The organism is Kitasatospora brasiliensis (assembly GCF_032654805.1).
Lineage (GTDB): Bacteria > Actinomycetota > Actinomycetes > Streptomycetales > Streptomycetaceae > Kitasatospora > Kitasatospora brasiliensis.
The window spans coordinates 371,083-395,000 of sequence record NZ_JAUOOW010000004.1; the positions used below are offsets into that span (position 1 = coordinate 371,083).

19 protein-coding genes and 1 rRNA gene (1 of these 20 running past the window's edge) are annotated in these 23,918 nt (G+C 73.7%); 15 read left to right on the top strand and 5 right to left on the bottom strand.

What is annotated here, in order from left to right:
- The first annotated feature begins 18 nt into the window (after window positions 1–18).
- From QWJ13_RS17800 to QWJ13_RS17830, 7 genes are all read left to right on the top strand, one after another.
- Window positions 19–1,632: a nitroreductase family protein gene (locus QWJ13_RS17800; protein ID WP_316525560.1), complete on the top strand. Its 1,614-nt coding sequence runs from the start codon at window positions 19–21 to the stop codon at window positions 1,630–1,632.
- Between the two features lie 15 nt (window positions 1,633–1,647).
- Complete coding sequence (locus QWJ13_RS17805) at window positions 1,648–4,413, top strand: lantibiotic dehydratase (RefSeq protein ID WP_316525561.1); 2,766 nt, start codon at window positions 1,648–1,650, stop codon at window positions 4,411–4,413.
- Window positions 4,406–5,452, top strand: a complete 1,047-nt coding sequence (locus QWJ13_RS17810) for a lantibiotic dehydratase C-terminal domain-containing protein (protein WP_316525562.1) — start codon at window positions 4,406–4,408, stop codon at window positions 5,450–5,452. Before QWJ13_RS17805 ends, QWJ13_RS17810 begins: the two co-directional genes overlap by 8 nt.
- Window positions 5,449–6,711 (top strand): zinc metalloprotease, encoded by a 1,263-nt coding sequence (locus tag QWJ13_RS17815; protein WP_316525563.1) that lies wholly within the window; start codon window positions 5,449–5,451, stop codon window positions 6,709–6,711. The genes QWJ13_RS17810 and QWJ13_RS17815 overlap by 4 nt, the downstream gene beginning before the upstream one ends.
- Window positions 6,698–7,621, top strand: a complete 924-nt coding sequence (locus QWJ13_RS17820; RefSeq protein ID WP_316525565.1) for an ABC transporter ATP-binding protein — start codon at window positions 6,698–6,700, stop codon at window positions 7,619–7,621. Before QWJ13_RS17815 ends, QWJ13_RS17820 begins: the two co-directional genes overlap by 14 nt.
- Complete coding sequence (locus QWJ13_RS17825) at window positions 7,618–8,367, top strand: ABC transporter permease (RefSeq protein ID WP_316525566.1); 750 nt, start codon at window positions 7,618–7,620, stop codon at window positions 8,365–8,367. Before QWJ13_RS17820 ends, QWJ13_RS17825 begins: the two co-directional genes overlap by 4 nt.
- A 94-nt stretch (window positions 8,368–8,461) precedes the next feature.
- Window positions 8,462–10,378: a TOMM precursor leader peptide-binding protein gene (locus QWJ13_RS17830; RefSeq protein WP_316525568.1), complete on the top strand. Its 1,917-nt coding sequence runs from the start codon at window positions 8,462–8,464 to the stop codon at window positions 10,376–10,378.
- Between the two features lie 69 nt (window positions 10,379–10,447).
- Here QWJ13_RS17830 and QWJ13_RS17835 read toward each other — a convergent pair whose 3' ends face one another.
- Window positions 10,448–10,621 carry a thiazolylpeptide-type bacteriocin gene (locus QWJ13_RS17835; protein WP_035858840.1) on the bottom strand — a complete coding sequence of 58 codons (174 nt, stop codon included), beginning with the start codon at window positions 10,619–10,621 and terminating at the stop codon, window positions 10,448–10,450.
- 190 nt (window positions 10,622–10,811) lie between these two features.
- On the opposite strand from QWJ13_RS17835, the gene QWJ13_RS17840 reads away from it, so the two are divergent.
- Window positions 10,812–12,092 (top strand): amidohydrolase, encoded by a 1,281-nt coding sequence (locus QWJ13_RS17840; RefSeq protein ID WP_316525569.1) that lies wholly within the window; start codon window positions 10,812–10,814, stop codon window positions 12,090–12,092.
- Here the strand turns inward: QWJ13_RS17840 and QWJ13_RS17845 are convergent.
- Window positions 12,089–13,438 (bottom strand): cytochrome P450, encoded by a 1,350-nt coding sequence (locus tag QWJ13_RS17845; RefSeq protein WP_316525570.1) that lies wholly within the window; start codon window positions 13,436–13,438, stop codon window positions 12,089–12,091. The genes QWJ13_RS17840 and QWJ13_RS17845 overlap by 4 nt on opposite strands.
- Window positions 13,439–13,629: 191 nt before the next feature.
- Here QWJ13_RS17845 and QWJ13_RS17850 point away from each other — a divergent pair, with 191 nt between their 5' ends.
- The 5 genes from QWJ13_RS17850 to QWJ13_RS17870 all read left to right on the top strand — a co-directional run bounded on the left by QWJ13_RS17850 (window position 13,630) and on the right by QWJ13_RS17870 (window position 17,873).
- A complete protein-coding gene (locus QWJ13_RS17850) occupies window positions 13,630–14,190 on the top strand; it encodes an RNA polymerase sigma factor (protein ID WP_316525571.1) in 561 nt (186 codons plus the stop codon).
- Window positions 14,187–15,029 carry a zf-HC2 domain-containing protein gene (locus tag QWJ13_RS17855; protein WP_316525572.1) on the top strand — a complete coding sequence of 281 codons (843 nt, stop codon included), beginning with the start codon at window positions 14,187–14,189 and terminating at the stop codon, window positions 15,027–15,029. The genes QWJ13_RS17850 and QWJ13_RS17855 overlap by 4 nt, the downstream gene beginning before the upstream one ends.
- 77 nt (window positions 15,030–15,106) lie before the next feature.
- Window positions 15,107–15,916 (top strand): ABC transporter ATP-binding protein, encoded by an 810-nt coding sequence (locus tag QWJ13_RS17860; protein ID WP_316525573.1) that lies wholly within the window; start codon window positions 15,107–15,109, stop codon window positions 15,914–15,916.
- Complete coding sequence (locus tag QWJ13_RS17865; protein WP_316525574.1) at window positions 15,913–17,310, top strand: hypothetical protein; 1,398 nt, start codon at window positions 15,913–15,915, stop codon at window positions 17,308–17,310. The genes QWJ13_RS17860 and QWJ13_RS17865 overlap by 4 nt, the downstream gene beginning before the upstream one ends.
- Window positions 17,307–17,873, top strand: coding sequence for a hypothetical protein (locus QWJ13_RS17870; protein WP_316525576.1), 567 nt, complete (start codon window positions 17,307–17,309; stop codon window positions 17,871–17,873). The genes QWJ13_RS17865 and QWJ13_RS17870 overlap by 4 nt, the downstream gene beginning before the upstream one ends.
- Before the next feature lie 4 nt (window positions 17,874–17,877).
- Here QWJ13_RS17870 and QWJ13_RS17875 read toward each other — a convergent pair whose 3' ends face one another.
- Both QWJ13_RS17875 and QWJ13_RS17880 read right to left on the bottom strand, forming a co-directional pair.
- The gene (locus QWJ13_RS17875; RefSeq protein ID WP_316525577.1) at window positions 17,878–18,105 is read right to left on the bottom strand and encodes a hypothetical protein; all 228 of its coding nucleotides are present in this window, start codon (window positions 18,103–18,105) and stop codon (window positions 17,878–17,880) included.
- A 17-nt stretch (window positions 18,106–18,122) separates the two neighbouring features.
- Entirely contained in the window at window positions 18,123–20,087 is a 1,965-nt protein-coding gene (locus tag QWJ13_RS17880) for an NACHT domain-containing protein (RefSeq protein WP_316525579.1), read from the bottom strand.
- A gap of 88 nt (window positions 20,088–20,175) precedes the next feature.
- Between QWJ13_RS17880 and QWJ13_RS17885 the strand changes: the two genes are divergently transcribed.
- On the top strand, window positions 20,176–20,319 hold the full coding sequence (locus QWJ13_RS17885; RefSeq protein ID WP_316525582.1) for a hypothetical protein: 144 nt from the start codon (window positions 20,176–20,178) through the stop codon (window positions 20,317–20,319).
- A 191-nt stretch (window positions 20,320–20,510) separates the two neighbouring features.
- Here QWJ13_RS17885 and QWJ13_RS17890 read toward each other — a convergent pair whose 3' ends face one another.
- Window positions 20,511–22,592: a trehalose-6-phosphate synthase gene (locus tag QWJ13_RS17890; protein WP_316525584.1), complete on the bottom strand. Its 2,082-nt coding sequence runs from the start codon at window positions 22,590–22,592 to the stop codon at window positions 20,511–20,513.
- A gap of 1,122 nt (window positions 22,593–23,714) precedes the next feature.
- On the opposite strand from QWJ13_RS17890, the gene QWJ13_RS17895 reads away from it, so the two are divergent.
- Window positions 23,715–23,918 (top strand): 16S ribosomal RNA (locus tag QWJ13_RS17895); it runs 1,320 nt beyond the window's last position.

The window sequence follows — 23,918 nt, forward strand, 5'->3', positions numbered from 1 at the left end:
TACGAGAGAGGAACGACCATGGGCTACGCCCGCGAGTACGCGTCCGCGGTGCTGTGGCGGGGCCGGGTCCCGATGGAGCCCGCCGACTTCGTGCCCGACTGGGCCGACCGGCCCAGGAAGGATAAGTACTTCCCCGCCGCCCCGCACTTCCCACTGCCCGACTGCCCGCCCGACCCGGCGGCAGGAGTCCACGGCGGCCTGTTCGGACCGCGCGGCGAGGAGGGCTTCACCCTGCCGCTGCTCGGCGGGATGCTCCGGGACTCCTACGGACTGACCGGCCGGCGGCTCGCCGTACAGGCCAACTCCGACCTCGGCACGCTGCCCCGCTACCCTCACGCCAACTTCTCCCGGGGCACCGCTTCGGGCGGCGGCCTGTACCCGATCGGCATCCACTGGGTCAGCGGGGCGAGCGGTCCGCTCACCCCCGGGGTCCACCACTACGCCACGCCGCACCACGCGATGCGGCGGCTGCTGACCGGCGATGTGACGGCCGACGTCCGGGCGGCGCTGGGCGGCTTCGCCGAGGACTGTGACCAGTTCCTGGTGCTGACGGTCAAGTTCTGGCAGAACGCCTTCAAGTACAACAGCTTCGCCTACCACGTGGTCACCATGGACGTCGGGGCGCTGCTGGAGACCTGGCGGATCTGGGCCGGCGCGCACGGCCTGCACCTCGGTGCCGCGCTCTGGTTCGACGAGGAGCGGCTCGGCCGGCTGCTCGGGCTTCGGCCGGAGCAGGAGGGCGTGTTCGCCGTCGTCCCGCTGCGCTGGGCCCGCCCGACGAGCGCCGCCCGGCTGTCCGCCGCCCCCACCGGGGCCCGGGTCCGGGCCGTCGACCAGGAGCGCTCGCGGACGGTCCTCGCCTTCGACACCGTCCGGCGCATCCACGAGGCGACCCTCGGCGGCGCCGCCGACCGCCCGGCGGCCGGGGCCCTGGACGCGGCGCTCGAAGCGGCCTGGGCCCGGGTCCGGGCGGCGGCCGAGCCGGCCCGCCCGGTCGGCGCGCCGATCCCGCTGCCCGCGCCGCAGGAACCGGCCCTGGGCGTCCGGGAGGCGCTGCGGGCCCGGCGCAGCAGCTTCGGACGGTTCACCGGACAGCCCGCGATGACGGCCGCGCAGCTGTCGACCGCGCTCGCCGCGGCCGCCTCCCCGGGCCGGCTGCCGGGCTGCGCGGAAGGCCCCGGCACGGCGTCGCTGACCCGGCTCCACGTGTTCGTCAACCACGTCGCCGACGTACCGGCCGGCGCCTACGCCTATGAGCCGGCCGACCGGACGCTGCGGCCGGTGAAGCCGGGCCCGCAGGGCTGGTTCCTCCAGCGGAACTACTTCCTGGACAACTACAACCTGGAGCAGGCCGGCGCCGTCATCGTGGTCAGCGCCCCCACCCCGGCCGTGCTCGACGCCATCGGGGACCGGGGCCTGCGACTGGTGAACGCCGCCGTGGGCGCGAGCTCCCAGGCCCTCTACACGGTCGCCCCGGCGGCCGGGCTGGCCTGCGGGGTGGCGCTCGGCTTCGACTCCGTCTCCTACACCGAGCACCTGGGCCTCGCGGACGGCGAGGAACTACCCCTGCTGATCATGATGGTCGGGCAGGAGCACCGCAGCCCGGCCGACTTCGACCACGCGATCGCCTGACCGGGCGGAGGAACGTTGACCACCACGCAATCCCCGGTGACCCCGTCGTCCGCCGACCGGGGCGGCGGCTCGCCCGGCACCCGGACCCTCGGGCTGGGGCCCCGCTTCATGCTGCGCGCCGGCGGGCTGCCCGTCGAGGCCGTGCACGGCCTGCGATCGGCCGAGGCCTTCGACTGGGCCGAGGAGCTGGTGGCCGAGGAGGAGCGCCTCGCCGACCTGGGCGCCCGGCTCAGCGACCCGCTCTCGGCGCTCGTCAAGGCCGCCCCCGACGCCGCCGGGCGCCGACGGCTGCTGGAGCTGCGCCGAGGGGTGTTCAACAACCGGACGCCCGACGCCGGGGCACTCGACCTGGTCGGGCAACTGGACACGGAGACCGGCGAGTTGCTCGACCGGTGGCTGCGCGCCCGGCGCCGCCTGGCCGAGCTGCGGGACGCCGGAGTCGCCGACTTCGAGCGCGAACTCCTCCGCACCCGGGGCGAGTTGCGCCGCCTCGCCGACCTGGACGAGCTGCGGCTCGGCCTGCTGCTCGCCTCGCCGTCCCTGGAGGGGCGCCTGGGCGGCCTCGGTGCGCCGAGCGCGGTCCCGGACAAGCGGACCCGCAAGATGGAGCGCTCGCTGCTGTCGTACCTCTACCGGACGGCCTGCAAGACCAGCCCGTTCAGCACCTTCACCCCGGTGGCGGCGGGGGTCTTCACGGACGCGACGGGCCGGGCCGAGGTGCCGCTGGGCGCCGAACGCGGCAGCCACCCCCGGCTGAACGTCGTGGTCCTCGCCCGGCTGGCCGAACTCATCGCCGCCAACCCCGAGCGCAGGCACGACCTGCCGGTGGCCCCCGCCTCCGGCATGGAGCTGACCGAGGACCGGGTCCGCTATGTGCGCCGCTCGGTGACCGCCGGCGACGACAACGCCCCGGTGAGCTTCGACGCGGCCCGGGACCGGCTGTTCTTCCTGCGCCTCAGCGGAGTCCTGGAGCGCCTGCTGGACCTCTTCCGGCAGCGGCCGCTGATCCGCTACGGCGAACTCGCGGCCGCACTCGGCGCCGACTCCGGCGACCTGGCCGAGGACGCCGAACGCTACCTCGCCGCCCTGCTGGAGGTCGGCGTCCTGCAACTGCCCCTGCTCGCCACCGATGTGCACACCCGCGACCCGCTGCGCGCCTTCCAGCAGGCCCTGCGCTCGCTCGACCGCCCGTGGGCCGAGGCGATCGCCGACCGCCTCGCCGCGCCGATCGCCGCCCTCGACCGCTACCCCGGCGGCGACGTCCCGACCCGGCGGGCGCTGCTGGCCGAGATCCGCGAAGAACTCGTCGCCATCCAGCGCGACGTGGGCGACCAGCAGGCCGCCGTCCCGCAGACCCTGCTCTACGAGGACGTCTCCGCGGGGGAGGTGGCGGCCGATACCCGGCTGTGGGCCGAGCTGGCCGCCGAGCCGCTGGCGCGGCTCACCCGGATCCTGCCGGTCTTCGACCTCGCCCTGGCCCAACGGCTCACCCTCAAGGGCTTCTTCCTCGCCCGCCACGGCCGGGGCGGGCGCAGCGACGACCTGTTGCAGCTGGTGCACGACTTCCACGAGGACATCTTCAACCAGTACCTCCAGTTCACCGCGGCCAAGCCCGCCGAGGCCGAACACCACGGCTACCCGCCGGAGGAGAACTGGCTCGGCCTGCCCGAGCTCACCGCCCTCGACCGCGCCCGCGCCGAACTCGCCCGCCGGATGCGCGGGTTGTCGGAGCGGCTGCCGGAGGGCGCCGAGGAGCTGACCCTCGGCGAGGCCGACATCGCCGCCGTGGCCGCCGAACTCGACCAACTCCACAGCGACTTCGCGCCGCACAGCCACTTCGTCCAGCTGGTTCGGCGCTCCGGTGACCCGCTGGTGGTGCTCAACCACTCGTACGGCGGCCTCTGCTTCCCCTTCACCCGCTTCACCCATTGCTTCGACCGCCCGGAAGGCGGCCTGCCCGCCGCGCTGCGCACCACCCTGCGCGAGGTGCGGCCCGAAGGGGCCGTCCTCGCCGAGGTCACCGCCGGATCGGCCACCACCAACCTCAACCTGCACGCCCGGCTGACCGACCACGAGCTGGTCTGTCCGGGCGAGACCAGCACCGCACCCGACGCGGCCCGGATCCACCTGGACGACCTGTACGTCGAGCACGACCCGGACGCCGACCGGCTGGTCCTGCGCTCACGCCGGCTGGGCGCCGAGGTCGTCCCGGTCTACCTCGGCTACCTCGTCCCGATGGTGCTGCCCGAGATCCCGCGCAGCCTGCTGCTGTTCTCGCCGACCTCGCGGGTCACTCCCGAGCTGTGGCGCGGGGTGCCGACCGGCCCGGCGGCCTCCGGCGTCACCCACCGCCCCAGGGTCCGCTACCGCAGCCTCGTACTGCACCGGCGCAGCTGGACCGCCACCGCCGCCGCGCTGCCCCAACTCCCGCCCGGTGCGAGCGAGTCGGAGCGCTTCCTGGAGTGGCAGCGCTGGCGCCGCCGGCACGCCCTGCCCGTCCGGGCCTTCGCTCGGGCGTACCCCGAGGGCGCCGGCGCCCGCCTCGGCGCCGCCAAACCGCAGTACGTGGACTTCGCCAGCCCGCTCTCCCTGACGGCGCTGGACGGCCTGCTGGCCGGCGGGCCCGGGCGGCTCGTCCTGGAGGAGATGCTGCCGGGCGAGGACGCCCTGCACGTGCGCTCCGCCCACGGGCACCACGTCGCCGAACTGGCCCTGGAGATCGTGCCCCGCGCGCAGCACGCCGCGCCCGGGCAGCGGCAAGGAGAACCCGACCATGACTGACCGCCCGACGCCGACCGGAGACTGGCTCGCGCTGCACGTCTTCTACGCCGCCAGCCCCCGCCCGCTGCTGCTCCAGTGCGTCCGGCCGCTGGTCGCGGAGCTGACCGAAGAGGGCCTGCTCGACGGGTACTTCTTCATCAACTACTGGCTGGAGGGCCCGCACCTGCGACTGCGGCTGCGCCCCGCCACCGCGTCGGCCGCCGAGCAGGTGCGGCAGCGGGCCGAGGAGGCCGTCGCCGAGTTCCTGCGCCGCCGCCCCGCCCTCTACCAGGTCAAGGACAGCTTCTTCGCCGAGCTCTACAACACCATGTTCGAGCTGGAGTTCCGCGAGGAGGAACGCGAGCGGCTGCTCGGCCCGGACGGCCGGATGCGGTTGCGCGAGAACAACACCTTCAGCCGCGAACCGTACGAGCCCGAGTACGGCAAGTACGGCGGCCCCGCCGGGATCGACCTCGCCGAGTGGCACTTCCAGCACTCCAGCGACCTGGTCATCGAGGCCACCCGCACCATGAACCTGCACCTGCGCACGGTGGTGCTGGGCCTCGCCGCCCAGCTGATGATGACCATGTCGGCCTGCTTCCTGCCCGAGGAGGAGGACCTCCTGGTCTTCCTCGACCGCTACCACGCCTTCTGGAACGGCGCGTTCGAGGGCACCAACTACACCGCCCGGCAAGGCTACGACCGCGCCTACGCCGGCATGGGCGACACCCTGCCGACCAGGTTCCGGGCGATCCGCGCGGCGATCGTGGACCAGGCCCCCGAACGGCTGCCGAGCCGGCTGCGCGGCTGGGCCGAACACTGCCTGGAGCTGCGCGAACGGGCGGGCGAGCTGGCCCGTCGCGGCGAACTGGTCTTCCGCTCCTGGGACGGCGAACGCGACCTGACCGTCACCGACCCGGCGCAGGCCCTGCCGATGCTGCTGTTCCCCTACGCGCACATGACCAACAACCGGCTCTCGGTCACCGTCCGCGACGAGGCCTTCCTCTCCTACATCCTGGCCCGCGCCCTGCGCGAGCCCCAGCCCTCGGCGGCGCCGTGAGCGCATCCCCACTCCTCGACCTGCGGCCCAAGGTCCGCCCCGAGCTGCGCTTCGCCCGACCGCTGCGACGCGGCGCCGCCGAAGTCCACCTGGTCCGGGACCCGGCCGGCGGACGCCAGCTGGAGATCGGGGCGAAGGAGCACTTCATCATCGCCCGGCTGGACGGCACCCGGTCCCTCGCGGAGATCGGCGAGCAGTACGCCGTACGGTTCCGGGCCCGGCTCGGCGAACCGCAGTGGCAGCAGATGCTGGGCCTGCTCTACACCCGCGGACTGCTGGCGGACGCCCCCGCCCCGGCGCCCCGGCGAGCCGAGGAACCCGCCCGCTCGACCGTGCTGGCCGGCCGGGTCCGGATGGTCTCCGACGCGCCCGCGCTGCTGGACCGGCTGCACCTGGCCACCGGCTTCGCCCGCCGCCGCCGCTTCCTGCTGCCGCTGCTGACCCTGGTGGCGGCGCTGCTCGCCGGCGTCGCCGCCGACCTCGGCACCCTCACCGACGAGACCGTACGGCTCAGCGGGAACCCCGTCGCCCTGCTGGCGGTCGGCACCCTGCTGTGGGCGAGCCTCGCCCTGCACGAACTGGCCCACGGACTGGTCGGACGGGCCTTCGGCGGCCGGGTCGGCGAGATCGGCCTGCGCTGGGTGCTGCCGATGAGCTATCTGTACTGCGAGGTGGAGGACGTACGGTTCTTCGCCCGCCGCCGCGAGCAGATCGCCACCGCGATGGCCGGGGCGGTGATGAACCTGGTCTTCCTGCTGCCGTTCTACCCCGCCTGGCTGCTGCTGCCCGCCGACGCCCAGGCCCGGCCCTTCCTGGGCGCACTGCTGCTGCTCGGCACCGCGGTCGCCCTCGGCAACCTGCTCCCGCTGCCGCCGCTGGACGGCTACAAGGCCCTCGGCTACGCCCTGGACTGCCTCCAACTGGCCACCGAGAGCCGCCGGTTCACCGTCCTGCTGGCCCGGGCCGCGGTGCGCCGCGACGCCGGCGCGCTGCGCGGCTACCCGGTGCGACTGCGGCTGGTCTACGGCGGGTACGCCCTCGGCTGCGCGCTACTGGCCGCCGGGCTGCTCGCCGCCCTGGGCCTGCTGCTGGCGGCCCGGTTCGGCCGGCTCGCCGGGTGCCTGCCCGCCCTGGCGGTATTGGCGGCCCTGGCGCTGTGGGCGGGCGGCCGCGCGGTGCGGGCCCACCGCGCCAGGCGGGCGCATGGAGCGGGGGACGAGATGTCGGCAAGGAGAGAGAGCACTGATGAGCACAGGTGACAGCCGTCCGGACGCGGCGGTGGCGCTGACCGGCGTGCGCAAGCGCTACGGCACGGTCCAGGCACTCGACGGGGTCTCCCTGACCGTGGAGAGAGGCGAGTTCTTCGGCATCCTCGGCCCCAACGGCGCGGGCAAGACCACCCTGGTCGAGATCGTCGAAGGCCTGCGGACCCCCGACGCCGGCACCGTCGCCGTGCTCGGCGAGAGCCCCTGGCCAAGGAACACCGCCCTGCTGCGGCGCCTCGGCATCCAGACCCAGAGCTCGGCCTTCTTCACCCGGCTGACCGCGCTGGAGCACCTGCGCACCGTCGCCGCGCTCTACCGCCTGGAGTCGGCCGCCGCCGTCCGCGCCCTGGACCTGGTGGACCTCGGGGAGCAGGCCGACCGCCGGGTGGACCAGCTCTCCGGCGGGCAGCGCCAACGCCTGGCCCTGGCCACCGCGCTCATCCACGAGCCGGAGCTGATCTTCCTGGACGAGCCCACCGCCGCCCTCGACCCGGCCGCCCGGCGCTCGCTCTGGGAGGTCCTGCGCGCCCTGAAGGGCGACGGCCGGACCATCGTCTACACCACCCACCACCTGGACGAGGCCGAGGCCCTGTGCGACCGGGTGGCGATCATCGCCCGGGGCGCCGTGCTCGCCGTGGACAGCCCCCGCCACCTGATCAAGTCGCTCGCCGCCCCCACCCGGCTGCGCGTCCCCGCGTACCGGATCGCCGCCGAGGACGCGCGGCGCCTGGCCGGCGTCGACCAGGTCACCGTCGAGGGCGGCGAGCTGGTGATCTCCACCCGCTCCGCCAACCAGGTGCTGGTCGCCCTCGGCGAACTGGTCGACCTGGAGGAGATCACCACCCGCACGGCGACCCTCGAAGACGCCTACCTGGAACTGACCGCAACGGAGCACCGCTCGTGAACGCCTACACCGCCGTGACCAGGGCCAGCTACCTCGCCTACATCCGCGACCGCACCTCGGTGATCTTCACCTTCGCCTTCCCGCTGGTCTTCCTGGTCGTCTTCGGGCTGATCTTCCAGGGGCAGTCCGTAGACGGCGGCCTGTCGTACATCAACTACATCGCCCCCGGCGTGCTCTCCTGGGGCATCGGCAACGCCGCCCTGTTCGGCGTCGCCTTCACCCTGATGCACTGGCGCCGCGACGACCTGCTGCGGCTCATCTGGCGCACCCCCACCCCGCTGCCCACCGTGCTCGGCGCCCGCTACGCCGTCGCCCTCGGCACCGGACTCGTCCAGGCCGTGCTGTTCACCGCCGTCGCCCTGGCCGCCTTCGGCCTGCACCTCGCCGGCTCCTGGCCGCTCGCCCTGCCGGTGCTGGTCTTCGGCATCACCGCCTTCGCCGCCCTCGGCCTGGTCGTCGGCACCCTCGCCAACACTCCCGAGGCGGTGGCCGCCGTCGCCAACTGCGTGATGGTCCCGATGGCCTTCCTCTCCGGCGCGTTCTACCCGATCGACCTGATGCCCGGCTGGCTCCAGAGCCTCGCCCGCGCCCTGCCGCTGCGCTACTTCGACGAAGGCGTCACCGACGCCATCGGCGGGCGCGGCGGCATCATCCACCCGCTCCTGGACTGCGCCGCCCTGGCCGGCTTCACCCTGCTGTTCGCGCTGCTCGCCGCGAAGACCTTCCGCTGGAGCAACCGCAGCTGACCGCCCCCGCCGCAACCACCGCCCCCCTGACCCGCCGCGCGGGCAGCCCGTATCCTCCCCGGCCCCGGCGCCGGGGTCTCCTCGGAGGCACCAGATGACCACCCCCGCCACCGCCGCGGCCTCCTTCGAGGCGGCCAGGGACCGGCTGGAACGCCGCCTCGCCGAGCGCGCCGCCGACAGCGCGACCCCCGCACCCCGGGTGGCCGTGCTCGGCGGCACCGACCTGCTGCGCCCCGAACCCGCCGAGGCGGCGCGCCGACGGGCCGAGGCCACCGTCCACCTCACCGCGCAGACCGTCCTGATCGGCCCCTGGGGAGGCGACCCGGACACCCCGCGGGCCTGCGGCACCTGCCTGGCCATGCGCTGGCAGCGGCTGCGCAGCCGCACCGAACGCGAAGCCCTGGAGACCGGCCGGGCGAGCACCCTGGCCGGCCCCGGCCTGCCGCCGCTGCCGGACCACGCCGTCGACGCGGTCTGGAACCTGCACCGGCTCACCACCGAGGCGGGCGGACGGCCCACCGCACTGTCCCAGGTCTCCCGGCTCGACCTGGAGACCCTCCGGGTGCAGACCGTGCCGCTGCTCGCCGAACCGCTCTGCCCGACCTGCGCCGCCGTACCCGACGACGAGCCGGTGCTGCCGCTGGTCTCCCGGCCCAAGCCGGACCCCGACCGCCGCCGGCTGCGCCCGGCGGACTCCTACGACCTCCCCGAGACGGCCCTCGCCAACCCGGTCTGCGGGGTGCTCGGCGCGGGCACCTGGTCCGACGTCGTCTCACCGACCACCGCGCCGGTGGCCGGCAGCGTCTTCATGCGCGGCTATGCCGGACTCAGCGACGTCACCTGGAGCGGCCAGGCCAACTCCTTCCGCGCCAGCCGCGCCCTGGCCTTCCTGGAAGGACTGGAACGCTACGCCGGCACCCACCGCCGCAGCGGCGCACCGATGCTGACCGACTCGTACACCAACCTGGGCCCCGCCGCGCTCGACCCGCGCACCTGCGGACTGTACGAACCCCGGACCTACCGCGACGACCCGATGCTCGACCCCTTCGACCCCGACCGGCCGATCCCCTGGGTCCAGGGCTGGTCCCTGCGCGACGAGACGCCCGTCCTCGTTCCCGCCCGGCTCTGCCACTACAGCGCGGGAGTGGCGGCCGACAACTTCGTCTTCGAGTGCTCCAACGGCTGCGCCATCGGCAGCTGCCTGGAGGAGGCGATCCTCTTCGGCCTGCTCGAACTGATCGAGCGGGACGCCTTCCTGCTCGGCTGGTACGGCAACGCGGCACTGCCCGAGATCGACCTGGCCACCGGCACCGGCCCGGCCCTGCGGGCGATGCTGGACCGGGCCGCCCTGCTCGGCTACGACGTGCACGCCTTCGACAACCGGGTGGACCTGGCCGTCCCGGTGGTGACCGCGCTCGCGGTGCGCCGCGACGGCGGCCCCGGCACCCTGGCCTTCGCGGCCGCCGCGGGCTTCGACCCGGAGGACACCGTGGAGTCCGCCGTCTCCGAGATCCTCACCTACATCCCGCACCTGCCCGGCCAGGTGCGCGAGCGTCCGGCCGAACTGGCCGCCATGGCAGAGGACTTCGACCTGGTACGGCGGCTCCCGGACCACGCCGCACTGTTCGGCCTGCCGCAGATGGCCCGCCACGCGCGCAGCTACCTGGAGCCGTCCGCACCCGCCCGGCCCGCCGCCGAGCTCTACGCCGACTGGGCCGAGCGCTGCCCGCGCGGCTCGGACCTGCGGGACGACCTGCTGTTCTGCCGCGACGAGTTGGTGAACGCCGGGTACGACGTGATCGTGGTCGACCAGACCTCACCGGAGCAGCGGCGCCTCGGCCTGCGCACGGTCTGCACCCTGGTGCCAGGCCTGCTGCCGATCGACTTCGGCTGGACGCGCCAGCGCGCCCTGGGTATGCCCAGGCTGCGCACCGCGCCGCGCCGCGGCGGCCTGCGGGCCACCGACCTGGCCGACGGAGAACTGCGCCTGGTGCCACACCCGTTCCCGTAACGGTCCGCGGAAACGACCGGTGGCCCTCCGCCCGCGCGAGGACGGAGGGCCACCGGTGGCTGCCCGGGATCAGGCGGTGCAGCTGGTGGTGCTGGTGGTGCTGGAGCAGGTGCTGGTGCTGGAGCAGCTGGTGGACGAGCCCAGCATGACCTCGCTGGTGTCCGAGTAGTCGCTGATCTCGAAGGTCTCCGACTCCAGGTTCAGGATCTCCTCGGCGAGCGAGGCGAGCGAAGTGTCAGCCATGGCACTTCTCCTTTCGGTGAGGGTGACGACCCGGCCGCGCGGCCGGACCGAAGGGGGACGGGAGCGGGCGGCGCTCACACGAACACCCGCCGCTCATGCGTCAGTTCTACCGGCAGCCGCTGGCGGCACCGGGCGCACCGCACTGACAACCCACTGACGACCCGACACCGACGCCGAGGAGCCCCGACCGATGACCACCCCCTTCGCCCTTGCCCCCGGCGACCTCGCCCGGGCCGCCGAGCTCTACCTGGACCTGCACCGCCACCCGGAGCTCTCCGGCGCCGAGGAACGGACCGCGGCCCGCTTCGCCGACCGGCTGGCCGAGGCCGGCTACCGGGTGACCAGGGGCATCGGCGGCCACGGCGTGGCCGCCGTGCTGCGCAACGGGCCCGGACCGGTGGTGATGCTCCGCGCGGAGCTGGACGCGCTCCCGGTCGCCGAGCGCACCGGCCTGCCCTACGCCAGCACCGCCACCGGCAGGACGGCCGACGGACGGCTGGTCCCGCTGATGCACGCCTGCGGCCACGACGTCCACCTGGCCTGCGCCGCCGGAGCCGCGGCCGCCCTGGCCGAGGCCCGCACCGACTGGCGCGGCACCGTCCTGGTGGTCGGCCAGCCGGCCGAGGAGACCCTGTCCGGCGCCCGGGCGATGCTGGCGGACGGCCTCTACCGGCGCTTCGAGCCGCCCTCGGTCGTCCTCGCCCAGCACACCGCGCCGCTGCCGGCCGGGATGGTCGCCCACGGCCGGGGCCCGGTGACGGCCGGCAGCCGCACCCTGCGGGTGGTGATCCACGGCCGCGGCGGGCACGCCGGAGCGCCCCACCTGGCCGTCGACCCGGTGGTGGCCGCCGCCGCGGTGGTGCTGCGGCTCCAGTCGGTCGTCGCCCAGGAGACCTCCCCGGCCGAGCAGTTGGTGGTCACCGTGGGTTCACTGGAAGCCGGCGGCCAGTTCGGCAACGTGGTCCCCGACCGGGCCACCCTCCAGGTGACCGTCCGGGGCTTCACCGAACAGTCCCTGGAACGGGCCACGGCGGCCGTACGGCGGATCGTCCGGGGCGAGGCGGCGGCCTCGGGCTGCCCCCGGGAGCCCGCGTTCGAGGAGGTCTCCCGCTCCGGCGTCAACACCCCCGACGCCGCGCTCGCCGAGCAGCTGCGGGAGACGCACCGCCGGTTGTTCGGCGCGCAGCGGGTCGCCGACTGGCCGCCGGCCCTGGCCACCGAGGACTTCCCGCTGTTCGGGGCCGAGGGCGCCGAGCTGCACGGGGTGCCCGGCATCCGCACGGCGTACTGGATGCTCGGCGTGGTCGGCCCCGACCAGTGGGCGGCGGCCCCCGGCACCGGAGCGGCCCAGAAGCTCGCCGCCCTGCCCGCCAACCACTCGCCCGAGTTCCGCCCCCAGGTCGGCATGACCCTGCGCACCGGCATCGCCGCCCTGTACACGGCGGCCACCGCCTGCCTCGCCCGTGGCTAGCGGGCCGGCTCCGTCCGCGGTTCCACCCGCATGAGCAGGTTGTCGGGGTGATTGGTGCTGGTCATGACGCCCCGGACCGGCACGCCCGGGACGGGCGCCAGCCGCCAGCGGCCCGCCACGGTGGCGGCCACGGTCATCATCTCGGTGCGGGCGAAGGCCTCCCCGATGCACAGGTGGCTGCCGGCGCCGAAGGGAACGAACGCGCCGCGCGGGACGGCGGGCCGCTCGGGCAGCCAGCGGTCCGGGTCGAAGCGCAGCGGCTCGGGGAAGTAGCGCGGGTTCCGGTGCAGGACCAGGGCGCTGAAGATGAACTCGGTGCCCTCCGGGAAGCGGTGGCCGCCCAGTTCGACGTCGGTGATCGCGCGGCGGATCGTGATGCCCCCGGGGTTGCGCATCCGCAGCGCCTCGTCGACCACGCGACGGGTGTAGGCGAGTCGGGGCAGTCCGTCGAGGGTGAGTGGGACGGCCGCCCGGTCACGCAGCTCCTGGTGGAGCCGCCGGTCGACGTCCGGGTGCCGGCCCAGCTCGTGGAAGAGCCAGGCGAGCCCGCCCGCCGCCGTCTCGGTGCCGGCCACCAGCAGGGTGATGAGCTCGTCGTGGAGCTGGCGGCCGGTCATCGCCTCGCCGCTGTCGGCGTCCCGGGCCCGCAGCAGCATGGACAGCAGATTGTCGGTGCCGTCGGTCGGCTCGGCTCGGATGAGCTCGTCGATGGCGCGGCGCAGCCGGTCGTGGGCGTCGGCGAGACGGCGGTTGCCCCGGGTGGGGAGCCGGTGCCACAGGTCGGTCGGGTCCAGCACCCGGGTGTACATGCCGCGCAGGACGACGGGCAGGGCGCGGCGGATCTCGGCGGCGGCCGATGAGTCGAGCGAGGTGGAGAACAGCGTCGCGGTGACGACGGAGAGCGAGAGGTCCAGCATCTGCCGGGTGACGTCGACGACCTCGCCGGGCTGCCAGGAGTCGGCGCGCTCGGCGGCGAGGCGCGCCATGGTGTCGACGTAGCGGGCGACCTGGCGGTGGTGGAACGCCGGCTGCATCAGGCGTCGTTGGCGCAGGTGGAACGCGCCCTCGGAGGTGGCCAGCCCGTTCCCCAGGTAGGGGCGGAGCTTCTCGAAGGACCGGCCCTTGGCGAAGCTCGCCGCGTCGGTCACCAGCACCCGGTGGACCAGCTCCGGGCCGGTCAGCACATAACTCGCCTTCGGGCCGAGGTGGGTGGCGACGATCGGGTGGTAAGCGGTGAGGCGGTCCAGGAACTCCAGTGGGCGCCGCCACAGTTCGAGCCCATGGCCGATCAGCGGAAGCCGCCCGGGAGCGACGGGAGGGGCCGGCGGGCGGCTGGCGGTGGGCATCGTCGTCGTTCCTCCGGGGTGGGGGTCGGCAGCCAGTCTGCGGTGCGGTGCACCGGACGGGCAGCGCTTGCGCCGGGGGCGTGCGGGTGGAGTCGACGGCGCACGGGAGCGGTCGCGACGCGCCTCCGCCGCCCGTGACGCAGGTCACGGCGGATCGAGAACCCGCGCTCCGTGACCGGCGTCTGGCTGGTGTGAGATCACGCAGGAGAGCACTGGACGAGCTGGACGAGGAGCGCCTCCTCCGGCTGGTGGCCAGGGGTGACCGCGCGGCGTTCGACGAGTTGTACCGGCGCACGTCGCCCTGGCTGGCGGTGCGGTTGCGCCGCCGCTGCGCCGACGAGCAGATCGTCGCCGAGGTCATGCAGGAGACCTACCTGGCGGTGTGGCGCGCGGCCGGCGCGTTCGCCGGGAGCGCGGTCGGCGGCACGGCCGTCGGGTGGCTGTGGACGATCGCGGCACGCCGCCTCGTCGACGCCTTCCGACGCCGCGCCCACCACGCCGAGCCCCCGGCCGCCGCCGCCGAGCGGACGGTGGTGCCCGCGGCGGAGGAGGAGGCGCTCGCCGGGACCGTCGGCGGCGACGTCGGCGACGCCCTGCGGCGACTGGCGCCGGAACTCCGGGACGTCCTCCAGGCCACGGTGCTCGACGGGCTCTCCGTGAGGGAGACCGCCGTCCTGCTCAGACTGCCCGAAGGCACGGTCAAGACCCGCGCCCGCCGGGCCCGGATCGCGATGCGGGAGGCGCTGGCATGAAGGAGCGAGCCATCAGCGGGGAACACGCGTCGACGCGGCTGATCGACGAGTACGCGCGCGGTGACGCGGCGATGGCCGCGGACACGGTGTGGGCGCTGGAGGCCCACCTGGAGACGTGCGCGCCCTGCCGGAGCCGGCTGGCGGCCGCCGTGGCCACCGAGGCACCCGGCGTCGCCGCGCTGCTCGACACCGTCCGGGCCGACCTGGAACCGCGGTTGGACGCGGCCGTCAGGGCGCCCGCGCGGCGACACCGCCCGAGGTGGGCGGCGGCCTGGCTGACGCCGGCCATGGCCCCCTGGCTGGCGATGACCTTCGCCGTCACCCTGCTGGCGCTGCTGCTGGACGCGGTCGCCTCGCCGGGCTCCCCCGGCGACGCCTCTCCGGCGTCCGCCATCGCGCCCGTGCTGCCGCTGTGCGGCGTCGCCGCGTCCTGGTCGCGAGGACTGGACCCGGCGCACGAACTGACCGCCTCCACCGCCCGGGCCGGCCTGCCGCTGCTCCTCAGACGCACCACGGCGGCCCTCCTGGTGGTCCTGCCCGGGCTCCTGGTGGGCGGCTGGCTGGCCGGGACCACGACGGCCGCGCAGTGGCTGCTGCCCTCCCTGGCCTTCACCTCCACCGCCCTCGCGCTGGGCAGCGTGGTCGGCGTGACCCGCGCCGCCGCCGCCCTGGTGGCCGCCTGGGTCGCCGCCGTCGTGCTGCCCGCCTGGGCCACCGGCCACGTCCCCGTCGTCCTGCGGTTCGCCCTCCAACCGGACCGGCTGCCCGTCTGGGGGCTGCTCCTTGTGCTCGCGAGCGGCGCCGTGATCGTCCGCAGGAACGCGTACTCGACGCTGTGACACGGCGCCGGGACCGCCCGCGTGGACGCGGCACTGACGCCGTGGAACCACCACCGACCCTCGAAAGGGACCACCGCATGACACCCACCACGAGCGCGGTCGACACCGCGCCCAAGACCTACGCCTGGGAGATCCGGGCCGCCGGCCTGAGAGTGCGCGTCGGACGGAAGAAGATGGCCGTCGACGGACTCGACCTCTCCCTGGGCATCGGCGCCCACGGCCTCCTGGGGCCCAACGGCGCGGGGAAGACCACCCTGATCCGGGCACTGGCGACCGTGCTGCGCCCCGCCGAGGGCGAACTGGAACTGCTCGGCGCCCCCGTCGGCCGGATGGGCGACCACCGGGCCCTGCGCCGCCGGATCGGCTACCTGCCGCAGGACTTCGGCTACTACAAGCGGTTCACGGTGCGCGAGTTCGTCGAGTACATGGCCTGGTTGAAGGAGGTCCCGAAGGCGGACATCCCCGCGGCCGTCCAGCGGGCGGTGGAACGGGTGGGCCTCGCGGACCGCGCCGACCACCGGATGCGGACCCTGTCCGGCGGCATGGTGCGGCGGGCCGGCATCGCCCAGGCCATCGTCAACGACCCGGCCGTGCTGCTGCTGGACGAGCCGACGGCCGGCCTGGACCCGGCCCAGCGGCTGCGCTTCCGCGAGCTGCTCCAGGAACTGGGCCGTGACACCTGCGTGGTCGTCTCCACCCACCTGGTCGAGGACGTCGCGGCCGCCTGCTCCGACGTGGTGCTCTTCGCCGACGGCCGCCTCGTCTTCCAGGGCACCCCGGACGACCTGGCCGCCGCGGGCGGCCCCGAGCACCCCGGCGACAGCCCGCTGGAGCGCGGCTACTCGGCGCTGCTCCACAACTCCGGGCAGCGGGGAGGCAACTGGTGACCGGACGCCTCCTGCGCATCGAACTGAGGCGCTCCGTCGCCCCGTGGGCCGGCCTCGTCGTGCTGGTCGGCAGCCTGGCGGTCTTCTGCCTGATCGACGGGATCTGGTGGAAGGGCACCGCCGGGTGGACGGCCCAGTGGACCTCGATGGCCCTGTGGACCCGCTACCTGCTGGCCTTCTGGTGGCCGCTGGTGGTGGGCCTGGGAGCGGTGTACGGGCTGCGCGAGTCCCGCTCGCGGATGGCCGAGCTGCTGGCGACCACGCCGCTGCCGGCCTGGCGCCGCGCGGCGCTGCCCACCGGCGCGCTGGCGCTCGCGCTGGCGTCCGGCTTCGGCCTCCTCGTCTTGGTGGGCGCGGCCCTGGTGGCCCTCGGCCGGACCACCTACACACCGCTCGGCTGGCTGCCGATCTCGCTGGTGGCGGCGCTGGCCCTCGTCGCGGGCGCCGTGTTCGGGATGGGCGTCGCGCGGACCCTGCCGTCCGTGTTCACCCCGCCGGCCCTGGTGGTGACCGTCCTGATGCTGACCAGCCTGCTGCGGATGAGCAGCGACGGGGCAGTGCCGTCGAGCCGCGCGCCGAACCGGCTCGCCCAGCTGTCCCCGGCGACTTCGGAGCCACGGGAGATGCTGCTGACCCTCTCCGGCTCCGTACACCTCGGCCAGACGCTCTGGTTCCTCGGCCTGCTCGGCACCGGCTTCGCGCTGATGGCGGCCGTGACCCGGCGGGCCCGGCTGCTGGCGCTGGTCCCCGTCCTGGCCGGCGCGGCCCTGGCCCTGCCGGTCCTGCCCGCCGCCGCGCGCGACACCTACGTCGTCGACCGGGCGGCCACCGCCCAGGCCTGTGACGGGCCGGTGTGCGTGACCCGGGCGAACGCCGCACGCCTGCCCGAGCTGGCGTCGCGCAGCAAGGAGGCGCTGCGGGTACTGCACGAGGTCCTGGGCGACCGGGCGCCGAGGTCGGTCCGGGAGGACACCACGCTGCGCGCGCTCGGAGACCCTCGCGGACTCTCCGGTGACGTGCTGCTGGTCGACTTCGACGAGCGACTGTTCGACCATGCAACGGGTGAGGCGCTGACCCGCGCGCTGATCGCCCAGGGACTGGCGCCGAACTGCCACGGGCACAGCGACCGGGAGGGCGGGGGGAGCGACGACACAGCCCTCCAGAGCGTCGCCGTGAGCTGGGCCCTGGGTGACCCCCGGCTCCAACCGCTGGAGGAGAAGGGCAGCGACGCCTACTCGCTCAAGACCTGGGCGGACGCCGATGCCGCCTGGGAGCAGCTGACGGCGCTGCCGCCGGCCGAGCAGCACGCGCGGATCGCCGACCTGCGCGCCGCCGCCCTCTCCTGCGACGGATACGTCCGGCTTCGGGTACTGACCGGGGAGGCGTCGCGATGAGGTGGCTGATCCTGCACAGCCGTTCCCGGCAGGTGCCCACCTCGGCCGCCGTGGTGGTGCTGGTCGCGCTGACGCTCTGGGCCCTCAACGGTCCGGGCCCGGTGGAGCTGGGGATGGCGGTCCTGGTCCTCACCGCGAACGTGGCGGCCGGCTCCGTCGGGCTCGGCGGCTGGGATGTAGCGCTGGAGCGGACGGCCGCGATCCGGTGGGCGCCGCGCCGGGCCGCGCACGTGCTGTTGATCGGGGCCTTCGCCGGTGCGGCGCTGCTGACGGTCCAGGCGGCGGGAGTGGAGCTCGCCGCCACCGAGGTGGTCGTCCGGGACAGCGCGGGTCTGGCCGGCCTGGCCGCGCTCGGGGCGGTCCTGTGCGGAGCGCAGCTCGCCTGGACCCTGCCGACCGGCTGGCTCGCGGTCACCCTCCTGGTCCCGACTCCGAGTGGCGTCCTGGGGGAGGTGGTCGGCTGGATGGCCTTCCCTCCGGGGACGACGGCGGCTGCCGTGACCGCCTGGGCCCTGTTGGCGACCGGCACGGTGGCGTACGCCGTGGCGGGACCACGGCGGTAGCGGGTCACGGGTGGTGCTCGACGCTGCCGGGCTGGAAGTGCTCGGTGCCGACGAGGTGACAGTCGCCCCGGACCTCGATGGTCAGCTCAGGCATTCCGCGCAGCGGAGTGAGGTCGACGATGCCGAACAGACCGGTGAAACTGATGTGCAGGCACCTGAGGGCCGGAAACGTGCGCCGCAGACAGGCGAGGTCGATGTCCGCGGTGGCTCTGTACAGGGCGACCGACGTCACCCGGGGGAGCGAGCCACTCAGTGGCGTGCGAGGTGGCGTGAACGAGAGCGCTTCAGGAACGGAATGGCCGGCTCACCGCCGATGACCAGCGCCGTGCCGACGACGAACGCCCGTTCGTCGTCGTTGAGCCCTTCCGGGCCGGGCAGCAGGTCGAAGACCATGGCACCGCAGTCCACCAGCTGGGTGGCCTGCTTCCACGACTGCGGTGGTACGAGCCGGCCCACCCGCTTCACCACCTCCGCCCTGACCGTCGGATCGAGCTGGACGGCGTGCTCCAGGCAGGTGGCAGCGAGGAGATGGAGCCGGACCTCCTGTCGGGGTGTCTGGTCACCATGCTCGACCAGGTCGTTGATGATCCGCCTGGCCTCGTCCGGCCGGGCGTGGGCCACGGCCATCCGCAGCACGTCCTCCCACTGGTCGTCCTCCGCGTGGCGCCTCAGCAGCCCGAAGTCGTTTGCCTCCACGGCGGCCTTCGCACCCAGGTAGTCCTGGAAGGTGCGGTGGATGAAGTCGATCGTCTCCGCCGTGGGCTGCCGGAGCAGACCGGTGCGGGCGATCAGGTGGTCCAGGACCGCCGCTGCGCCCCCCTGTTCGGCGACCGCCGGCATCGCCGGGAACGCAGCCGCGATCACGTGCTCGGCGTCGGCCCGGTCGGCCTCCGCCTGGCCGTTGCGGATCATCCAGTACGCGAGGCGCTGGAGCAGGTGGACGCTCTGCTGGTCGTCCAGGGTGATGCCCTCGGGCGCCACGACATCGCGCTCGTCGTCGCGGCGGATCAGCAGCATGGACAGCGCGGCGTCGTACAGGGCCTTGCGGCCGCGCGGCAGATGGCCCCGACGGGTGCGGTGGAGCGCGCAGATGAGCGCGCAGAGCAGGGGAGTGGTGGCCAGCTGGGAGAGGTTGGACTGGGCGCGTACGGTGTCCTTGAGCCGCTCCGCCAGGCCGGCCAGCTGCGCGGCCTCCTCGGGGGTGGCGTCCTGGTCCCGCGCGGCTTCGTGCCAGCGGTCGATGAACACGGCGACATCGCGGTTGCTCATCGGCCGGACGGTCAGCTCCGCGAAGCCGTCACGGGCGAACCGCCCTTCCCGGATGGCGGTCGGCCGCGTGGTCATGGCGAAGAACGAGTCCGGGTAGACGGCGAGCAGCTCGTCGAGCCACTGGTAGGTGCGCTTCCGATCGTCCTGCGGCACCTCGTCCACTCCGTCGAGCAGCACCATCCCGCGTCCGGAGGACAGCAACCGGTCGGCCCAGCCGTCGGGTTGGGCTGCGGTCAACGGGCAGTCGAGGTGGTCGAGGAACTCCGCCGGGGTCGGCAGGGACCGTCGGCGGACGAGGGTCCGCAGGGGCAGCAGGAACGGCACATGCCTTCTCAACTGGCGTAACTGTACTGGTAATTGACCCTTCGCCGTCTTCACCGTGAGCCATTGCAGCAGGGTGGTCTTGCCGCTCCCGGCGAGCCCCCGGATCAGCACCCGGTCCAGGCCTGCGAGGGAGTCCTCGGCTCGCTGGACGCGGACGGTGGGCGCGCTGTCGGCCTGCTCCTGGGGGCCGGAGGCCCCCGGGGCGCCGGCCAGTTCGAGGCTGAGGTAGGCGGTGTCCAGGGGCCAGCGGGAGCGGTCGTGGCTGAGGTCCAGGCCGATGATCTCCAGTCGGCTGTGCCGCCTTGCCAGGTAGGTGCGATAGCGATCCGTGAACTCGGCATCGGGGTCGGACTTGTGCGCCGGACCTGGGACGAACGCCCGCCGGACGTCGACGAGTTGCTCCGCGTCCAGGTGCAGCACCCGGGCCAGCTCGCGGAGCGTGCGGTCCGTCGGGATGCTGGCGTTGTCGTTCAGCGCCTGGCTGACCGTGGTCCGGCCGAGGCCCGAGCGCCGCACCAACTGCTCGACGGTCAGCCGCTTTTGTGTCATCCCCTGGCGCAGCATCGAGGTCAGGACCCTGCGTGCGACGGCCTCCTCCGAGGGCGGCTGCGGCTCACTCATGCGTTCATCATTGTTCATCCGAACGTCGGCGAACGCGCGATCCGTGAGATTGGCCCCGTTCGTGAAATCCCGGCTATCGGAGGGCCCCATGCTCCCGCTGTTCGTCGCCACCCTGCTCATCCTCCTTGTGCTCGGCGTGGTGCTGCCGGCCGTCTGGTCGCGCCGGCCGGTCCGTCGCACGGCCGCGCGGACGGTGCTCCGGATGCTGCTGGAAGCGGTCGCGCGCCGGTGATGGCGGGCGATCCGGACCCGACTCGGCCCGGTCGCCCACTCCGTGAAATTCAGGCCGTGTCCCTTCGCGTGCCGGCTCGTTGACAGACCGTGTGGGAGAGGCCGTCATGGTGGGTTGGGTGACCTGCCGGGCGGATCGAGCCGCTGCTGCCAGTGGGGGCGGCAGCGGCTCGATAGTTCGGTCGATCACTCTCAGCCGACCGGGCGGCCGCGGATGGTGTCGATGATCCGGGCGGCCCAGTCGGCGGGCCGTTCGCGGCCGAGCAGGTCGGAGAGCCGCTCCATGCGGGCCTGGCGCTCGGCGGGAGAGAGATCGAGGGCGCGGGCCAGGACGGCGGCGAGGTCCTCGGGGGAGTGCGGGTCGGTGAGCAGGGCGGCCTCGCCGAGTTCGGCGGCGGCGCCGGCGTGGCGGGAGAGCACCAGGACGCCCGGGTCGGCGTCGCGGTGCGGGAGAGCGGCCCGGGCGGCGATGAACTCCTTGGCGGTGAGGTTCATCCCGTCCTGAAGGGAGGTCACCCAGAGGACCTCCGCCGCCAGGTAGGCGTCGACCACCTCGGCGGTGGACAGGCTGCCGGGGAGGTAGTCGACCGGCTGCCAAGATTCGCGCCCCCACCGGGAGTTGACCTCGGCGACGCGCCGTTCGAGCCGTCGGCGGGTGGTGTCGTAGGCGGTGATGCCGGGCTCCGGCGGCGGGCAGACCAGCCGGAAGGTGAGCCGGCCGCGCAGCTCGGGGCGGCGGGCGAGCAGGAGGTCGACGGCCTCGACCTTCTGGATCGGGGCTTTGGCGTAGTCGAGGCGCTCGACCGAGAGCACCACCCGGCCGGCGCCCGGAACGCGCCGCGGTGCGTGCCGGCGGGCGAGTTCCTCGATCGCCGGTCGGTCGATCCCGAGCGGGTGGACCCCGGTGCGCGGCGGATCGGTCAGGCCTGCCAGGGCCCGGCGGAAGTGCTCGGCGAACTCCTCGATGTGGAAGCCCGCCCAGTCGAGCTGTGCCAGCGAGTCGCGCAGTTCGGCGGCGACCGGGAGGGTGGCGAAGACCTCCGGGGCCGGGAAGGGGGTGTGGTGGAACAGTCCGGTCCTGAGGTCGGGCCTGATGCGGCGCAGCAGGCCGGGGACCAGCCAGAGGTTGTAGTCGTGGAGCCAGACGGTGGCGCCGGGCGCGGCCTGGGCGCCGATGTGGTGGGCGAAGCGCGCGTTGACCGTGCGGTAGTCGGCCCAGGCCCGTCCGTCGAAGACCGACCGGCCCGGGTCGGACATCAGGACGGGCCAGAGGGTCTCCTTGCAGGCGCGGTGGAAGTAGCCGTGCCAGGTGGCGGCGTCCAGCGGTACGGGGGACAGCGGCGGCGAACCGGGGCGCGGAGGAGGGCCCGCCTGGTCGCCGCCGACCAGGGCGGCGACCCAGATGCCCGGCAGACCGTCGGCGAAGGCGCTGGTCAGGGTGGGCAGAATGCCGTTGGGGCTGCTGGGCGGCTGCCAGCTGTCGCCGTTCCAGTGCAGCGGTGGGCGGTGGTAGGCCACCACCAGGGAGTACCGGCGGTCAGGGCCGCCGTCAGGCCCGGGGGCCAGCCAGCCGAGGTTCCGCAGCGCCGCGTGGATGCCGGCCGCACCCGCCCGGCCGGGGCGGTGGACGAGCGGGTCCTCGGCGAGGGCGGTGAGCAGCGCGGGCTCGGCTCCGGCGACGACCACCGCGTGCGCGCCGGTCCGGAACAGCGAAAGGTCGTTGAGGGAGTCGCCGGCGACCAGGATCTCGTCGGGCTGCCACCCCAGCTTCCCGGCCAGGGCGCGAAGGGCGTTGCCCTTGGAGGCGTCCGGCGGCAGGACGTCGAAGTAGCGGTCCGCCGAGTACACCCAGGTGCAGCCGAGGGCCTCGACGGCGGCGGTGAGTTCCTCGGTGAGCCCGTCGGGGGCGAGGTGGTAGGAGCAGCGGCCGTCCTGGGCGATGCCGTGCTGGTAGGCGAGCATTGGGAAGCGGCGCAGCGCGGCGCGCACCCGGTCCGGCCCCGGCCAGCCGGTCCGCAGCTGCTCCTGCACCGGGTCCACGGGGGTGAAGTCGGCGCCGTCGACGACGGTGGCGCCGACATCGGCGATGATCCACCGGGGCCGCGGGACGATCGGATCGCGGAGGATCTCCCGGACGGAGGCCAGCCCGCGTCCGGTGGCGAAGACCGTTGTCACGTCGGGGTGGCGGGCCAGGGCGTTCCGCAACCGCCGCCGTTCCTCCCGGGTGCCGCCGAGCAGGGTGCCGTCCAGATCGGTGACCAGAATCCTCGACATCCGAGGGACGCTAACACCCTGGCGCGCCGTGGTGAAGGGTTCGCCGAAGTCTGTGACGGTTCATCAACTCTTCTCCGTGCAAAGCCTCCTGGGGTGTGACGGCTCGGGTGGCGAGTCGCACTGTGCCGGGATTCCCCCCGGATGTCGCCCATGGGTCGGGATCGCACTGTCAGTACATCGACAAGAAAGGGGGATTCCCCTTGACCACTCACCTCAGGCACGGCGCAGGCGCGCGGATGCTGCCGGCGCTGGCGGCGGTGCTGTGCGGGATCGTCGGCAGCACCGCACTCGGCGCGACCCCGGCGGTGGCCGCCGACCAGCGTCATCCGATCTACGCCATCGCGCACCGGGTCGACACCCTGGACATCAAGGACCCCAAGTACTGCGGCGAGGAGCCCAACCGCACCTGTAGCGTCGCCGGGCTGCGCGACAAAGCGCAGCGGCTGACAGTGGCCGGGATAGAGCCTGGAGGGCAAGCTCGGCCAAGCGCAGCACCACCCACCGCATGGCCACCAGCGGCGACCGGCTGTTCACGTAGGGGAGGGCGGCCCAGGGCCACGGGAAGCCGTGAGCGGCTCCCGGGCGCGGCCGGGTCACGCTGGGCATTTGTGTCGGGCGCGGCGGAGGAGTACTGTCTCCCAGTCGCTCGACTGGGAGCACCGGACACGTGATGGCGCGGACGGTCCCGGGGCGGCCAATCCACCAGAAACACCACGACTCGATGGTCGTTTTATCGGATTGCGGCCGGATTCGCCTTTCGAAGCGATGACCGGCTAGAGTTTGAAACGTCGGACAGGGCGCCAAGCGCTGAAAGACACCGGCAAGTCGGAAGTGAAAGCCCCGGAAAACGGAGCGGAAAACATCTGATAAGCTGGGAACACGAAAGAACGAAGCCCGGAGGGCCTGCTGGAAGGCAGTCCGAAGGAAGCGTCCGTTCCTTGAGAACTCAACAGCGTGCCAAAAGTCAACGCCAGATATGTTGACATCCCCGGCCTCAGGTTTCCTGGGGTTGGAGATTCCTTTTGAAGTAAAACACTAGCGAGGACGCAGTGCGCGGGGCCGCCCTATTCCGGTGGTTGCCGTGCCGCTCAACGCGGGTGTCGACCGGATTACCGGTAAACATTCACGGAGAGTTTGATCCTGGCTCAGGACGAACGCTGGCGGCGTGCTTAACACATGCAAGTCGAACGGTGAAGCCCTTCGGGGTGGATCAGTGGCGAACGGGTGAGTAACACGTGGGCAATCTGCCCTGCACTCTGGGACAAGCCCTGGAAACGGGGTCTAATACCGGATATGACCTTCCTCCGCATGGGGGTTGGTGTAAAG

Coding starts and splice junctions, on each gene's coding strand:
- QWJ13_RS17800 (WP_316525560.1), top strand. CDS start 19: ATGGGCTACGCCCGCGAGTACGCGTCCGCGGTGCTGTGGCGGGGCCGG.
- QWJ13_RS17810 (WP_316525562.1), top strand. CDS start 4,406: ATGACTGACCGCCCGACGCCGACCGGAGACTGGCTCGCGCTGCACGTC.
- QWJ13_RS17820 (WP_316525565.1), top strand. CDS start 6,698: ATGAGCACAGGTGACAGCCGTCCGGACGCGGCGGTGGCGCTGACCGGC.
- QWJ13_RS17830 (WP_316525568.1), top strand. CDS start 8,462: ATGACCACCCCCGCCACCGCCGCGGCCTCCTTCGAGGCGGCCAGGGAC.
- QWJ13_RS17835 (WP_035858840.1), bottom strand. CDS start 10,621: ATGGCTGACACTTCGCTCGCCTCGCTCGCCGAGGAGATCCTGAACCTG.
- QWJ13_RS17840 (WP_316525569.1), top strand. CDS start 10,812: ATGACCACCCCCTTCGCCCTTGCCCCCGGCGACCTCGCCCGGGCCGCC.
- QWJ13_RS17845 (WP_316525570.1), bottom strand. CDS start 13,438: ATGCCCACCGCCAGCCGCCCGCCGGCCCCTCCCGTCGCTCCCGGGCGG.
- QWJ13_RS17855 (WP_316525572.1), top strand. CDS start 14,187: ATGAAGGAGCGAGCCATCAGCGGGGAACACGCGTCGACGCGGCTGATC.
- QWJ13_RS17860 (WP_316525573.1), top strand. CDS start 15,107: ATGACACCCACCACGAGCGCGGTCGACACCGCGCCCAAGACCTACGCC.
- QWJ13_RS17870 (WP_316525576.1), top strand. CDS start 17,307: ATGAGGTGGCTGATCCTGCACAGCCGTTCCCGGCAGGTGCCCACCTCG.
- QWJ13_RS17880 (WP_316525579.1), bottom strand. CDS start 20,087: ATGAGTGAGCCGCAGCCGCCCTCGGAGGAGGCCGTCGCACGCAGGGTC.
- QWJ13_RS17885 (WP_316525582.1), top strand. CDS start 20,176: ATGCTCCCGCTGTTCGTCGCCACCCTGCTCATCCTCCTTGTGCTCGGC.
- QWJ13_RS17890 (WP_316525584.1), bottom strand. CDS start 22,592: ATGTCGAGGATTCTGGTCACCGATCTGGACGGCACCCTGCTCGGCGGC.